This window comes from Saliphagus sp. GCM10025317 (assembly GCF_042663665.1).
Classification (GTDB): Archaea; Halobacteriota; Halobacteria; order Halobacteriales; family Natrialbaceae; genus Natronosalvus.
Genome location: NZ_JBHTAQ010000007.1, coordinates 166,905 through 179,865 on the forward strand (window position 1 = coordinate 166,905; position 12,961 = coordinate 179,865).

Consider the following 12,961-nt stretch of genomic DNA (forward strand, 5'->3'; position numbering starts at 1 on the left):
ATCCGAATGCTCTTTCAATTTCCGCCCACCGAACTCTTCAATGACTGACCGAATCTTCGTAACCGACGAAGAACTGGCACGGACCTTCGACGGTGGGGCCTACGAGGATGCATTCGAGGCGGTCGAACAGTACCGTAAAGCGACGCGTTACGCCTCAAAACACAACGTAAAGTCGGGCGCGACCGCGTCGGCGCTGGATCTCCCTCGAGGACGGCTCCGGACGTGGATCGATGATGGCGGCGCTCCCGATGCCGTAAACGCGATCGAGACTGCGCGCTCAAAGGGCTGGCTCAATCTCGAGTACGACGATCGCCGCTTCGATGCACTGAACGCGCTCGTTGCGAACGTCTTCTCCGGCGGCTCGATTGAGAAGAAGTACTACCAGCCGTCGTTCGCGCTGAATCGACGCGGCCAGGATAGCCACGTAATTGACGCGCTCGAGCTGACCGGTGTCGACTATCGAATCGTCGACAACCGAAGCGGCCGCGCCGATGAGGTCCGCCCGACCGAACACGGCACTGTCCTCGGACGCGTGCTCGTCACCCTCGGAGCGCCTACCGGGTCGAAAACCGAAGGCGAACTCGAGCTACCGGCATACCTTGATGGAGCACCCGACGACATCCGCCGGCTGTTCGTCGCCTGCTACCTCGAAAACCGCGCCCATGCTCATGGCTCCATCCTCAAATTCAGGGAGGAACGCTCGAGTGCGTACCTCCAGGATCTCGCGGCGCTGATCGAAGACGTCGCCGGAGGACCGGTCACCGTATCGGAAAAGAACATCAACATCTCGAAAGCGGCCACCGAAACCCTCGGAAACGTGGTTTAGCGATTATTCGAGGTCGTCAGCCTCGAGGTCGCCTGCCACCCAGTCCCGGCCCTGTTCCGAGATCTCGTAGTATCCGCCGTCGTCGATGCGTCGAATCAGTCCGTGGTCCTCGAGTTCGTTGAGTCGCTGGCGAACCGTCGAGTAGCCGATCTGGTGACCGTGACGGTTGAGATTCTTGAAGAGCGGCTTCGCCGGAAGCTCAAGGTCGTGCTCCTCGAGGAACTCGAGGATCAGGCCGTCTTTCAGACTCATCCACTCGGGACGGGGTCGCATTCAGTCCGTCCAACCCACCCAGACGGTTTAACTGCAGTCGGTTCGCTGAGAGACGATTTCATTTGTGCTATATTAGTAGCGGAAATACGCTAAACTATAAGTCGATGGGGTGTTTCGAGGCGAGCATCGGACGCCAGACGGACCCACCGCTCCCGGTCGGGTCCTCGCAAAACGCGGACCCGGTGTTTGGGGCACCGGCCCGCCTGGCCTCCGTATCCAGACTACGGAAGCATGCTAAGTCGCAATTCGCGGGGAGATAAAGCCCCCGACAGACGACAGTCGTATCGATCGCGGCGACAATCATTTTTACCGACATTCGAGTTATCGGAAAGTTATCGGAAACGGGGTTTTCCGTATTCTGTCGGATCTCAAAATCGCTTGGATTCCCCGATATGGGTCGGTAGAGCGAATTTCGAGACGCCACCAAACCGGCCAAAACCCGGTTTCGGAAATATTGGAAACTACCCCCCGATGCTTAAGACGTGTTGCCACTCAGAACATACTCGACCAGCGGACATCGACCGCACGCGCGTTTTGGTGGAACAAGCGGCGCGCGCGGTCTGTCCGCGGTCCCTGAAACCAGAGACCATGCACACCGACGAAGGCATACGAAGTAAACGTACCGCCAGGTACGTCGAAGACGAAGCGCTGTACTGTGACGGCTATGGAACCACCTCCGGTACCATTCGACTCGTCGATGTCGAAGATCCGGACGGGCGGCTCACATTTTGCGAGAGTTGCGAGGACCTGCTTGAGGCGACGATCGTCCGGGAGGTCCCGCTCGACGATCCCGAGGAGGGGTCGGCGTGATCTACGAGCAGCGCCACTGGGCGCGAGTTCAGCAGGTCGCCCGAAAAGCGCTCTGTGAACTCGCCACCGGGAACGCGGAAACGGCCACCGAGGCCGTCGATACCGTGGGCAATGGGCTGGGGCCAGCTCGGCGCGCCGACTCCGCCTGGCTGGTAGAAACCGTCGACGATCGACTCGACGACCAAGAGCGAACGGAACTCCTTGAGGCTGTCCAATCGGAGGCTGGTTCGAGGTGAGCGACCTCGAGCCGATTCCACCGGCTGAAGCGGCGGAGATGTACCACCACGCGATGCGCGACGAGCACGCAGCCGCGACGCGGAAGAGTTCGAGACATCGGTTGCAGTCGTTCATCCAGTTCTGCGATGAACACGACATCGACAACCTGAACGACGTCAATGGGCGCGATCTGTACCAGTTCCGCATCTGGCGACGTGAAGGACGGGGTGAGGGACGCGAGCCGATCAAGTTGGTAACCCTGAAAGGTCAGCTGGCGACGCTTCGGACGTTTCTCCGATTCGCAGCTGACATCGATGCCGTGCCGCCGTCGCTGTACGAGCAGGTTCGGTTACCAACGATGAAACACGGTGCCGACGTCTCGGATTCGACGCTCGAGCCGGACCGGGCGGTTGAGATCCTTGAGTACCTCGAGCGCGCGCAACCGGCCTCGAGAGACCACATCATCATGCTGTTGCTCTGGCGAACGGGAGCACGAACGGGAGCGATCCGAGGACTCGACCTTCGCGATCTCGACCTTGAGGGCTCCCACCCGAAGGTGAAGGGGCCAGCGATTCGGTTCGTTCACCGACCGGACACCGGAACGCCGCTCAAGAATCAGGAAGCCGGCACTCGATGGAACCGGATCAGCGACCTGACGGCGCGGTATCTCGAGGACTACATCGAACTCCACCGTGACGACGTGACCGACGATCATGGGCGAGACCCGCTGATTACGACGCAGTACGGCCGCCCTGCAGGGAACACGATTCGAAAAACGCTGTACCGGATCAGTCGACCCTGCTGGCGCGGCGAACCCTGCCCCCACGATCGCGACTTGGCGGAGTGCGAGGCGACGCATCTCGACCAGGCGAGTAAGTGCCCATCCTCGAGGTCGCCCCACGACGTTCGCAGCGGCCGAGTGACCTACTACCGAAGCGAGGACGTCCCTCGACGAGTCGTCCAAGATCGACTCAACGCGAGTGAGGATATTCTCGATCGACACTACGACCGCCGTACCGACCGCGAGCAGGCCGAACAACGCAGTTCCTTCCTTCCAGACCTATGAAATCCACGAACGAAACCATCGACAGTACAACCCCCCGGATCACTAATGCCCATCGTGCCCGTGAGTACGTGCCGAGCGACGGCGAGGCACGTCGAACGGACGAGATGGGTTCGAATCAGGGAGCAGCTTTGCTGAGACCGTGGTTCGAGTCCCATCGTGCCCGCGAAACTCGAGCCAACCCGTTTCACTAAACCCACCCGAACGGTCGTCGTCCCCGGATTTTCGGCGTGTTCTCGAGAACCCGAATCCGCTTGAGTAGTGAACGCCCTCTCTCGCAGTCGACATTGTCGTTCTTCGTTCCGGTTTTCGGGCACCGGCGACGGCGTCGACGTCGCGATTCCCGATCCGGAGATCGCGCCCGGTCGCCACGAAGGGGAATTGGCGTGAGCAAAACCGGTCACTACACGAGCGGTACTGAGCACATTCGGCGGTCTACCTCACGCCTCATTCTCCTCCCTCGATTGGAGAGATAATCGAACATTGTCTTCTTCTTTCTCGATACCAACGCGCCCAGCAATGGGAGTCCTATCGACAGGAAAAACGGCCACACGACGCCCGTTACGGACTCGCGACGGACTCTCTCGAGTCAGTCCCGCGGTCGAAGCCGACATTGTGCGCGGCTGGCGGGAGATAACGGAGGTGGCGAGTATAACCGAAACTCGTTACTCATCCAGCCCGAGACGACCGCGGGGAGTTACTGAACACGTATACAACTGTCGGGCCCATACGATCTCGAAATGGCCGTTCGTGCCCGTCGTTCCCGACTCGAGTTCACGTCGAACGAGGTGACGGGAGCGATAGGGGATTCGATTACGGTCCTCCCGCTGGTTGTCGCGCTGGCGCTCGTCACGTCAATCTCGTTGCCACACGTGCTGGTCGCCTTCGGCGTCTTCCAGATCGTCTGGGGACTCAGGTACGGTCTCCCGATCTCCGTCGAACCGATGAAGGCACTCGCAGCGCTCGCGATCGCGGGCGCGATGACCTACGGCGAAATCGCCCTCGCGGGATTGCTTCTCGGCGTCGTCCTGCTCGCCATCGGTGTCACCGGGACGCTGGCGAGCGTAGAACGGTGGATCGGCGAACCAGTCATCCGTGGGGTCCAGTTCGCGGTCGGGTTGCTCCTCCTGGAGACCGGCGTTCACCTCGCACTCGAGGACGTCGTTCTCGCCGGCGTCGGCGTGGCGATCGTCGCAGCAGCCGTCGTGCTCGGATACAGACGATCCAGCGCACTCGTGGTGCTGATCGTTGGACTGGGACTGGCCCTCGCCGTCGCCGGCGTGCCCTCGCCCCGGTGGCCCGGCCCACCGCCCGTCCCGCCGCTCGGCGAGTCGGTCACGAGAGCCGCGGTCGACGGGGCGTTCGCCCAGCTCGCGATGACTATCGGCAACGCGGCGCTGGCGACCTCGTTGCTCGTCGCCGACCTCTTCGACGAGACGGTCTCGCCGGACGAACTGGCGACGAGCATGGGCGCGACGAACCTCCTCGCGATTCCGGCGGGCGGCATCCCGATGTGTCACGGCTGTGACGGCGTCGCCGGCAAGTACACGTTCGGCGCGCGATCCGGTGGTGCGAACGTCATCCTGGGCGGGTTCTACCTCGCGGCCGCTGTCTTCGCCTCGGCGACCCTGCTCGAGGCGTTTCCGCTCGCGATGCTCGGGGTCTTGCTGGTCGTCGTCGCCGTCACGCTGGGCTCGAGCGTTCGCCAGTCCGAACACCTCCCGCTGTCGGTCGGGATTGGGCTTCTGGCGCTGGCGACGAACATCGGACTCGCGTTCGTCCTCGGAATCGTCGCTCACCTGGCCTATCGACGCGTCTCGAACGAACGCTGATTGGTCGTCTCGCTCGAGTGCCCATTGATCGGCGTGTCTCGAGTGAAGCTACCTTTTGACTCGCTCGCAAAAGCTGGACCTCGAATCGTTTGTTTAGTCCTCGAAACCGTCCTCGAAGACGAACGTCCCATTCCGCTGTACAACGTCGCCATCCACCTCGATGAACGACTCTTCGCTCATGTCGACGATCATGTCGACGTGGACCGCGGAGTCGTTCGCCTCGTTGCCCTCGCCGACGGTCTCGTCGTAGGCGCGACCGACCGCCATGTGTACCGTATCGCCCATTTTCTCATCGAACAGCATGTTGTAGGTGAAGCGATCGATGTCGCGGTTCATGCCGATACCGAGTTCGCCCAACCGACGGGCGCCATCGTCCGTCTCGAGCACTTCCGTCAGCAGGTCCTCGTTCTTCTCGGCCGCGTGGGAGACGACCTCGCCGTTCTCGAACTCGAGGTACGCGTCGGTGATCTCTCTGCCCTGGTGGTACAGCGGCATGTCGAACAGTACCTCGCCCTCGACGCTGTCGGGGACGGGCGCGGTGAACACCTCGCCGCCGGGGAGGTTGTGTTCGCCGTAGTCGTTGAGCGTCGTGTTCCCGGCGACGCTCATCGTTACGTCCGTCGTGTCGCCGCTCACGATGTGAACCTCGTCGGCGGGGTCGAGGATCTCGACCATCTGTTGCTGGTGTTCGCGCACGGCGTCCCAGTCCTTGTTGACGGCGTCCCAGACGAAGTTCTCGTAGCCGTCGCGGGACATCTCGGCCAGTTGCGCGTTCGCGGGCGCGGGGAACTGCGTGAGACACCAGCGCTTCGAGAGGCGCTCGTCCTGGACGGGGCGGTAGGCCTGTGTGTAGGCCGCGCTGACCTCGGGGTCGACGTCGCTGGTCTCGGTCGCGTTGTCGCCCGCGCGGATTGCGATGTAGACGTCCGTGTTCTCGATCAGCGCGAGTTCGTGTGACGGGGTGTCGAACTCGAAGTCGCCACCGTTGCCGTCTGCCGCGGCACGGAGAAACGCCCGGTGCTGACGTTTGCCCGCCCGCTTGCTCGTCGTGAGGGGGTTCGCGCCGGCGTCGCCGACGACCTCGTGGAGGGCGACGACCAGGTCCTCCGCGACGGGGTGGGCGTCGATGACGACGTTGTCGCCGGGCTGGAGGTCCACGGAGTGGTCGGCGATGATCTGTGCGTGCTCGCGGATTCGCGGATCCATGTCCGGCTATTTCGATTCGGCGTCGAATATCCTTTCGTTCCGGACACCACTCGAGGCGCGGGCAACCGAAACCAGCGAGACGCCACTCGAGGCACCGGCAGCCGAAACCGGCGAGTCACGACGCGTTCGCTCGCCCGGTATCGACCGGGAGCGTCGCCTATTTCTTCGGCGAGACGAAACGGATACCTACCATGATCGATCTGCGCTCGGACACGGTCACGAAACCCGACGACGTGATGCGCGACGCCGCTCGCGACGCCGACGTCGGCGACGACGTCTACGGCGAAGACCCCACGGTGAACGAACTCGAGGAGCGCGCCGCCGACCTCGTGGGCAAGGAAGCGGCCCTCTACGTGCCGACGGGGACGATGGGCAACCAGATCGCCGTCCGCGAACACACCGAGCGCGGCCAGGAGGTGATCGCCGACCGGGAGAGCCACGTCGTCAAGTGGGAACTCGGGGGGATGGCCCAGCACGCCGCCGTCCAGGTGCGGATGCTCGACGGCAAGCGCGGCGTTCCCTCCGCCGACCAGGTCGAGGCGGGTTACGTCGCGGAGGACCTCCACCGCCCGGGAACCGGGCTACTCTGCCTCGAGAACACCCACAACGCGCGCGGGGGGTTGGCGATCGAACCGGCCCGGATCGCCGAGGCCGCCAGCGCCGCTCGCGAGCGCGACGTGGCGGTTCACCTCGACGGCGCGCGCGTGTTCAACGCCGCGACGGCCCTCGACGTCGACGTCACCGACGTCACTCGGCACGCCGACTCCGTGATGTTCTGTCTCTCCAAGGGGCTCGGCGCACCCGTTGGATCGATGCTCGCGGGCGACGCCGACTTCGTCGAGCGCGCGCGCCGAACGCGGAAGCTCTTCGGCGGCGGGATGCGCCAGGCCGGGATCATCGCGGGGCCCGGCCTGCAGGCCCTCGAGAACGTCGAGGACCTCGAGGCCGACCACGAGAACGCCCGCCTCCTGGCGTCGGGGCTGGACGACGTCGCGGGCCTGTCGGTTCCCGAACCGGAGACCAACATCGTCGTCGTCGACGTCGCCGGAACGGGGCTGGACGTCGAGAGCGTCCTCGAGCGCCTGCGCGAGCACGACGTGCTGGCGACCGCATTCGGTCCGACGACGATTCGGTGCTGTACCCATCGAGACGTATCGCGCGAGGACGTCGAACGAGCGGTCGAGCAGGTCGCCGGGGCGCTCGTCTAGGTCGCGTTCACCCATCCGCCGGTACCGGTGTCACTCTCTCGAACCTCGACGCTCGACTCTCGAGCACCAGTCGCTCCCCGGTCTCATCTCCGTGGCGAATCAGCTACCGACGCCGGCCAGTCGTAAGAAATGACGCTATCGTCGCTCCATCCCGTCTCGAAACTCGAGGACGGTCCGGCGGAGCAGGAGGTAGAGGAAGAAGATGAGCGACAGCAAAATGACTACCATCGCGATGATAACCGGATCGTCGGGGATGAGGTCGAACATACGTCGTGGTTACACGGGCGGTCGCAAAACCGTTTCGACGCCTCGAGGACGGTGAGACTCGAGGATCTGTGGGCCGACGAACCGACTGTGGGGCTAGGAACCGGATAGCTAAAATCGATTTTTTAGCTTGCGGTGAGTCTTTTTATACCCGACACGTAGGTGATGATGGACTTCGGTCGCACACGTTCCCGTGACATCCACTGGTGCGACCGGTACAGTCCACCCACCGTCCGGGGCCGACCCAGCGCTCTCCCCCAGCGCGGAAGTCACAATTGACCGACCGATCGACCGATCGACCGACCACTCACGGTCGGCCCCTACTCGTCCCCTCTGATGCTTCGGCGGTCGCCCGAACCGCCATCCGTTACAGTCGCGTGCCCTCCCCCGTGGTCGCCCGGATTTTCTCACGTACGTCGCGTCCTCATCAGTCTCGGCCCTCCCCTTCCTTCCACTTCCGTTTTCGGCCCGTTTCGTTCCCGCCACGACTCCTTTCCGTTCGCACTCCTACTCGTTCTCGCGCTCACTCCGACTCGAGCGTGAACGACTCGAGCAGCGTACCGCCCGGCTCTCGAAGTTCGCCACGAACCGTCCCGTCCTCGCCTCGCTCGAGCGTCGCGAACCCCGGCCGGTTTCCGCGCGGCTGGGCGTGGCTCCCGGGATTAAGCAACAGGACGCCCTCGGCGTCGGTGACCGACGGGTGATGCGTGTGTCCGGAGACGACGACGTCCGCCTCGCGCGAGCGGCCGAACATCGCCAGACCAACGTCGCCGCCGTCGCGACGGTGCGTAACCGCGATCCGGATTCCCTCGCAGTCCACAATTCGAACGGGCGGTAGCTGTTCGGTGACGGTCGCGTCGTCGGCGTTGCCGTGGACGGGATAGAAGACGGGGCAGAGCGAGCGAAACGCCTCGAGCGCCTCGACGTTGGTGAAGTCGCCGGCGTGAATCACGGCGTCGGCCTCGCGGGCGGCCTCGAGCGCCGCGCCCTCGAGGTGGTGATCGCCGGTGCTGTGAGTGTCGGAGAAGATGGCAAGCATCGGGACGCGGTAGGCCGCGAGGGAGTACCACTGTTTCGACATCGGCCAGACGTGTACAGTCGCATCGTTTATACTCGTCCCTGTCTTCGGACGAGACAGTACGCATGTGGCCACTCGGACACGCCGCCGTCGCCTACCTCCTCTACTCGCTCTGGACGCGCCGTCACCCGGCGCGAATCCCGAGCGCGGTGGCAGTCGTCTGCGTCCTCGTCGGTAGCCAGTTTCCCGACCTGATCGACAAACCACTTGCCTGGTACGCACCCGTGCTCCCGACGGGCCGGTCGCTGGCACACTCCCTGCTGTTCTTGCTCCCGGTTTCGCTCGTCGTCCTGGCCGTCGCGAGCCGGTACGATCGTCCGACCCACGCGATCGCCTTTGCCATTGGCGCGTTCTCACACCTCCTCGCCGACACCGTGCCAGCGCTCTGGGGCGCCGAAGAATACGGGTATCTGTTGTGGCCGATCGTCCCGGTCGTGCCTGAGGAGGGCGCACCGAGCATCCTCGAGCTGTTTTCCAGCTCCCTGGGCGACCCCTACTTCCTGCTCGAGTTCGTCCTCGCCGCGGCGGCCCTGGTCGTCTGGCGCGCGGACGGCTATCCGGGACTCGACCTCGTGACGGACCGGCTCGAGCCGGGTTCCGACGAGCGCGAACACCCTTCGCGCTGACGGGACCACCGACGAACCGTCGCAACGGTTTTCCTCCGGGGCGTCGCACACGAACGCATGCACGTCCTGCTGGGACTCGACGGAAGCGATGAGTCAGTGAAGACGCTCGAGACGACAATCGAGCGCGTCACCGAGGTGGGCGACGACCTGCTCGTCGCCGTCCTCGACAAGCCGGAGGCGGACCGAACGGCCGAGGAGATGCACGATCTAACCCAGGAACGACTCGTAGCGGCGGGGATCGACGCTGAAATCCGGACGCTCGAGGGCGATCCCGGGAGCTCGCTGGTCGACCTGGCCGAGCGCGAGGACGTCGACCAGCTGGTGATCGGCGGCGGGACCAGGAGTCCGATGGGGAAAGTTCGCCTCGGGCCGATCACCGAGTTCGTCCTGTTGAACGCGACGATGACCGTTAAACTCGTTCGATAACGATGACGGAGAGACAGCGACGAGTGTACCCGGACGAACCGGCCGGCCCGTTTCCGACGCCACCGACGACCTACACCGATCCGGAGGGGCGAGACATCGAGATCGGGCCACTCGACCTCGACCGCGGTGGCGGACCCAAACAGACCAACGGAGCGCTCGAGGCGCTCACCCGAATGTACGTGCAGTTCGACCCCGCCGACCGTGCCCAGGGGATCCCGCCGACCGGCGAGGAGCGCATCCGCCAGTGGCTCGAGCCGTTGCTCGAGGACGGGATCAACGTCGTCGCGCGACACGAGGAGGGGGTGATCGGTCACGCGACGCTGGTTCCGGACGTCGACGACCCGGAAACGATCGAGGACCTGAGCGAGGTCGAGTGGGAGCTGGCGATCTTCGTGCTGCAGGCCTACCAGCGCGGCGGCATCGGGACGCAGTTGCTCGAGCACCTGCTCGGGGAGGCCGCCGACCGCGGCGTCGAGTGGGTCTGGCTCACCGTCGAGCGCTGGAACGGCCCGGCCATCGCGCTGTACGAACGCGTCGGCTTCGAACTGTGCGGGACCGAGAGCTTCGAACAGGAGATGTCGATCCACCTCGCTCGCAACGGGAAGCCGTAGCGCCCTGCTCCCAACGAGAAACCGCAACCCCTACCACGCCCCTGCGCGCACGGCTATCCATGCAACTGGGCGTAATCGGACTCGGACGGATGGGGCAGATTGTCGTCGACCGGGTGCTCGCCGCGGGCCACGACGTCGTCGCCTTCGACCTCGACGAGGACGCGATCGATGCCGCGGCCGCTGCGGGGGCCAGCCCCGCCGACTCGATCGACGACCTGTGTGACCAACTCGGCGACGACAAGCGGATCTGGCTGATGGTTCCCGCGGGCGCACCCGTCGACGCGACCCTCGAGACGCTCGAGCCCCGCCTCGAGGCCGCGGACGTGGTCGTCGACGGCGGCAACTCGAACTTTCACGACACGCTCCGACGCGCCGAGTCCTGTCCGGCGGCGTACCTCGATTGCGGCACCTCCGGAGGCCCCGCCGGCGCCGAACTCGGCTTCTCGCTCATGGTCGGCGGCCCCGAGTGGGCCTACGACGAACTCGCCCCGGCGTTCGACGCCGTGGCGACGGGGCCGGAGGGCCACGCCCGGATGGGCCCGTCGGGGTCGGGCCACTACGTAAAGATGGTCCACAACGGCGTCGAGTACGCCCTGATGCAGGCCTACGGCGAGGGCTTCGAACTGCTCCACGAGGGCCGGTTCGACCTCGACCTCGAGGCCGTCGCGTCGGTGTGGAACAACGGCGCGGTCATCCGATCCTGGCTGCTCGAACTCTGCGAGGAGGCGTTCCGCGAGGAGGGATCCGACCTGGGCGACGTTGCCGATCGGATCGAGGGCGGCTCGACGGGCACCTGGACCGTCCAGGAGGCCCTCGAGCAGGAGGTCCCCCTCCCGCTGATCTACACGGCGCTCGCCGAGCGGCACGGCTCGCGGGCGGACGAGGGTCGGTTCTCGAGGCGGCTCGCGAATCGTCTTCGGTACGGGTTCGGTCGACACGAGGTCCATCGGCGGTAGGCGGTTCATGAGGTGGGGACCGCCGACGCGGCGTCCCTGGCTTTGGTGAGTTGACGAGTTGACACCCTTGCGTTCTGGTGAGCTGGCGCCTTTTCACCCTGATCTTCTGGCGTTCCGCTGATCTGTCAGCATGACAGCCCGATACGCTCACCGACTGACGCACCCACCTATATGTACCCCTCGCCACATCGGTCAGGTATGCAGACAGTCGAGGTCACGGATGAACAGTACGCGGTGATCCAGCGATTGCGAGCGGCCATCTCCGAGGACGTCGTCGGCAGGTACGGCTTCGTGCGCGAACGCGACGCGATCCAGTTTCTGATCGACAATCTCGAGGCGGGCGAAGACAGCGAGGATGCCCTCGACGTCGACTTCGAGGCCGACACCTCGGGTCGAACGGCGACGGACGACGTGGCGGCGGCCGTCGAGTCGGCGATCGAGTCGGGTTCGCAGGTTGATGGGTCCGACGAGGTGGAAGAAGTCAGTTACGACGAGGAAGCGGAGACGAGCGCTGCCGACGACGAGGGTGACGACGACGCCGATGCGGACTCGGCGGAACCCGAGTCGGATGGTGATGCGGATACCGATACTGAGGACTCGAGCGACGACGCCGGAGACGACGAAACCACAGACGATGCCGACGCCAGCGAGGGTGACGGTGAGAGCGTAGACGATGACGACGACGAGGACGGTACCGAGGAGGAGAATACCAGTGAGGACGAAGGCGAGGGCGATGATAACGCAGACGACGAAAACAAGGAGGAGGACGAGGAGGCGGGCAACAGCAGCGGCGCCGCCGACGACGACGACATGCTGAACAAGATGATGAACCTCCTCGAGACTCACGACGACAAGTGGGACGAATCACCCGCCGCGGACTATCGCTACCGGGTCACGCTCCCCAACGACTCCACCGAGGACGTGCAGACGAAAGACGACGTGCGCGCACTCCTGTTCAAAAATTACTGACCCGCGTTAGCGGTGACCGCCGGTTCGCCTGCCGACGCACCGAGGTGAGGACGGAACTGCTGTAGCTGGTCGGTCGGGTACACTAGCCCACGGGACTTGTCGTACTCGAGGAGTCCGAGTCGGTCCAGTTTCGGGAGAACCGACGTAGCGAGCGAGACGTACACTCGTTTGCGCTGGCCGTCCTCGAGGTCGGCGACCGTCGTCTCGTGTTCCCGGGCGGCGACTCGTTCGGCGAGGGCCCCCATCTTCACGGGCTCGTTCGTCCCGTACTCGAGCAGACAGGTGGCCGTCTTTCGCTGACGGGGCGTCTCCAGGACTCGTCCGCCGGCGTTGCGTGGACTATCCGGGCTGTCGGTGGTGGCCGGTCGGTCGTCCGACGAATCGCTCCGCTGGGGCCCTTTCACCAGGGTGACTGGGTTAGAACGGCGCACCGACGTCTCGACGTGGCGTGCAACTCGCTTGATCGTCTCGTTCTTGGGTACGGTATCTTTCATTGACAGCATGGTGGCCTCTGACGATGTAGTGGGCTTCGTGCCCGATTCGGTGAGAGTGCCGTATCGTCAACGGTCTCGCGTATGGAATACTCAAATAGTCCTG

Annotated in this window: 16 protein-coding genes; 11 read left to right on the top strand and 5 right to left on the bottom strand. The window is 64.4% G+C overall.

The window, feature by feature from the left end; translation table 11 throughout:
- The first annotated feature begins 40 nt into the window (after positions 1–40).
- On the top strand, positions 41–826 hold the full coding sequence (locus ACFQS4_RS15410; protein ID WP_500191857.1) for a hypothetical protein: 786 nt from the start codon (positions 41–43) through the stop codon (positions 824–826).
- A 3-nt stretch (positions 827–829) separates the two neighbouring features.
- Here ACFQS4_RS15410 and ACFQS4_RS15415 read toward each other — a convergent pair whose 3' ends face one another.
- The gene (locus ACFQS4_RS15415; RefSeq protein ID WP_500191854.1) at positions 830–1,099 is read right to left on the bottom strand and encodes a winged helix-turn-helix domain-containing protein; all 270 of its coding nucleotides are present in this window, start codon (positions 1,097–1,099) and stop codon (positions 830–832) included.
- Between the two features lie 588 nt (positions 1,100–1,687).
- Here ACFQS4_RS15415 and ACFQS4_RS15420 point away from each other — a divergent pair.
- The 4 genes from ACFQS4_RS15420 (at position 1,688) to ACFQS4_RS15435 (ending at position 5,020) form a co-directional block, all read left to right on the top strand.
- Positions 1,688–1,909, top strand: coding sequence for a hypothetical protein (locus ACFQS4_RS15420; protein ID WP_500191850.1), 222 nt, complete (start codon positions 1,688–1,690; stop codon positions 1,907–1,909).
- The gene (locus ACFQS4_RS15425; RefSeq protein ID WP_500191847.1) at positions 1,906–2,145 is read left to right on the top strand and encodes a hypothetical protein; all 240 of its coding nucleotides are present in this window, start codon (positions 1,906–1,908) and stop codon (positions 2,143–2,145) included. The genes ACFQS4_RS15420 and ACFQS4_RS15425 overlap by 4 nt, the downstream gene beginning before the upstream one ends.
- 38 nt (positions 2,146–2,183) lie before the next feature.
- Positions 2,184–3,191 (top strand): tyrosine-type recombinase/integrase, encoded by a 1,008-nt coding sequence (locus ACFQS4_RS15430; RefSeq protein WP_500196620.1) that lies wholly within the window; start codon positions 2,184–2,186, stop codon positions 3,189–3,191.
- A 737-nt stretch (positions 3,192–3,928) separates the two neighbouring features.
- Positions 3,929–5,020, top strand: a complete 1,092-nt coding sequence (locus ACFQS4_RS15435) for a putative sulfate/molybdate transporter (protein ID WP_500194062.1) — start codon at positions 3,929–3,931, stop codon at positions 5,018–5,020.
- Between the two features lie 93 nt (positions 5,021–5,113).
- Here the strand turns inward: ACFQS4_RS15435 and ACFQS4_RS15440 are convergent, their stop codons facing one another.
- A complete protein-coding gene (locus tag ACFQS4_RS15440; RefSeq protein ID WP_500194065.1) occupies positions 5,114–6,226 on the bottom strand; it encodes an aminopeptidase in 1,113 nt (370 codons plus the stop codon).
- A gap of 191 nt (positions 6,227–6,417) precedes the next feature.
- On the opposite strand from ACFQS4_RS15440, the gene ltaE reads away from it, so the two are divergent.
- Complete coding sequence (ltaE, locus tag ACFQS4_RS15445; protein WP_500194068.1) at positions 6,418–7,434, top strand: low-specificity L-threonine aldolase; 1,017 nt, start codon at positions 6,418–6,420, stop codon at positions 7,432–7,434.
- A 135-nt stretch (positions 7,435–7,569) separates the two neighbouring features.
- On the opposite strand, the gene ACFQS4_RS15450 is transcribed toward ltaE, so the two are convergent.
- Together ACFQS4_RS15450 and ACFQS4_RS15455 are read right to left on the bottom strand one after the other, a co-directional pair.
- Positions 7,570–7,701, bottom strand: coding sequence for a DUF7859 family protein (locus tag ACFQS4_RS15450; protein ID WP_256498863.1), 132 nt, complete (start codon positions 7,699–7,701; stop codon positions 7,570–7,572).
- A gap of 520 nt (positions 7,702–8,221) precedes the next feature.
- Complete coding sequence (locus ACFQS4_RS15455; RefSeq protein WP_500196623.1) at positions 8,222–8,737, bottom strand: metallophosphoesterase; 516 nt, start codon at positions 8,735–8,737, stop codon at positions 8,222–8,224.
- A 104-nt stretch (positions 8,738–8,841) separates the two neighbouring features.
- Between ACFQS4_RS15455 and ACFQS4_RS15460 the strand changes: the two genes are divergently transcribed.
- The 5 genes from ACFQS4_RS15460 to ACFQS4_RS15480 all read left to right on the top strand — a co-directional run bounded on the left by ACFQS4_RS15460 (position 8,842) and on the right by ACFQS4_RS15480 (position 12,364).
- A complete protein-coding gene (locus ACFQS4_RS15460; RefSeq protein WP_500194072.1) occupies positions 8,842–9,402 on the top strand; it encodes a metal-dependent hydrolase in 561 nt (186 codons plus the stop codon).
- A 57-nt stretch (positions 9,403–9,459) separates the two neighbouring features.
- Positions 9,460–9,828: a universal stress protein gene (locus tag ACFQS4_RS15465; protein ID WP_500194074.1), complete on the top strand. Its 369-nt coding sequence runs from the start codon at positions 9,460–9,462 to the stop codon at positions 9,826–9,828.
- A gap of 2 nt (positions 9,829–9,830) precedes the next feature.
- Positions 9,831–10,439, top strand: a complete 609-nt coding sequence (locus ACFQS4_RS15470) for a GNAT family N-acetyltransferase (RefSeq protein ID WP_500194076.1) — start codon at positions 9,831–9,833, stop codon at positions 10,437–10,439.
- 59 nt (positions 10,440–10,498) lie between these two features.
- Complete coding sequence (gene gnd / locus ACFQS4_RS15475; protein ID WP_500194079.1) at positions 10,499–11,395, top strand: phosphogluconate dehydrogenase (NAD(+)-dependent, decarboxylating); 897 nt, start codon at positions 10,499–10,501, stop codon at positions 11,393–11,395.
- A 198-nt stretch (positions 11,396–11,593) separates the two neighbouring features.
- On the top strand, positions 11,594–12,364 hold the full coding sequence (locus tag ACFQS4_RS15480) for a hypothetical protein (RefSeq protein WP_500194081.1): 771 nt from the start codon (positions 11,594–11,596) through the stop codon (positions 12,362–12,364).
- On the opposite strand, the gene ACFQS4_RS15485 is transcribed toward ACFQS4_RS15480, so the two are convergent.
- On the bottom strand, positions 12,358–12,858 hold the full coding sequence (locus ACFQS4_RS15485) for a DUF7344 domain-containing protein (protein ID WP_500194083.1): 501 nt from the start codon (positions 12,856–12,858) through the stop codon (positions 12,358–12,360). The two genes, ACFQS4_RS15480 and ACFQS4_RS15485, sit on opposite strands and share 7 nt — an antisense overlap.
- Between the last annotated feature and the right edge of the window lie 103 nt (positions 12,859–12,961).

Bases quoted from the DNA above. Each gene is read 5' to 3' on its own strand.
- ACFQS4_RS15410 (WP_500191857.1), top strand. From the start codon at position 41: ATGACTGACCGAATCTTCGTAACCGACGAAGAACTGGCACGGACCTTC.
- ACFQS4_RS15415 (WP_500191854.1), bottom strand. From the start codon at position 1,099: ATGCGACCCCGTCCCGAGTGGATGAGTCTGAAAGACGGCCTGATCCTC.
- ACFQS4_RS15420 (WP_500191850.1), top strand. From the start codon at position 1,688: ATGCACACCGACGAAGGCATACGAAGTAAACGTACCGCCAGGTACGTC.
- ACFQS4_RS15430 (WP_500196620.1), top strand. From the start codon at position 2,184: ATGTACCACCACGCGATGCGCGACGAGCACGCAGCCGCGACGCGGAAG.
- ACFQS4_RS15435 (WP_500194062.1), top strand. From the start codon at position 3,929: ATGGCCGTTCGTGCCCGTCGTTCCCGACTCGAGTTCACGTCGAACGAG.
- ACFQS4_RS15440 (WP_500194065.1), bottom strand. From the start codon at position 6,226: ATGGATCCGCGAATCCGCGAGCACGCACAGATCATCGCCGACCACTCC.
- ltaE (WP_500194068.1), top strand. From the start codon at position 6,418: ATGATCGATCTGCGCTCGGACACGGTCACGAAACCCGACGACGTGATG.
- ACFQS4_RS15450 (WP_256498863.1), bottom strand. From the start codon at position 7,701: ATGTTCGACCTCATCCCCGACGATCCGGTTATCATCGCGATGGTAGTC.
- ACFQS4_RS15455 (WP_500196623.1), bottom strand. From the start codon at position 8,737: ATGCTTGCCATCTTCTCCGACACTCACAGCACCGGCGATCACCACCTC.
- ACFQS4_RS15460 (WP_500194072.1), top strand. From the start codon at position 8,842: ATGTGGCCACTCGGACACGCCGCCGTCGCCTACCTCCTCTACTCGCTC.
- ACFQS4_RS15465 (WP_500194074.1), top strand. From the start codon at position 9,460: ATGCACGTCCTGCTGGGACTCGACGGAAGCGATGAGTCAGTGAAGACG.
- ACFQS4_RS15470 (WP_500194076.1), top strand. From the start codon at position 9,831: ATGACGGAGAGACAGCGACGAGTGTACCCGGACGAACCGGCCGGCCCG.
- gnd (WP_500194079.1), top strand. From the start codon at position 10,499: ATGCAACTGGGCGTAATCGGACTCGGACGGATGGGGCAGATTGTCGTC.
- ACFQS4_RS15480 (WP_500194081.1), top strand. From the start codon at position 11,594: ATGCAGACAGTCGAGGTCACGGATGAACAGTACGCGGTGATCCAGCGA.
- ACFQS4_RS15485 (WP_500194083.1), bottom strand. From the start codon at position 12,858: ATGAAAGATACCGTACCCAAGAACGAGACGATCAAGCGAGTTGCACGC.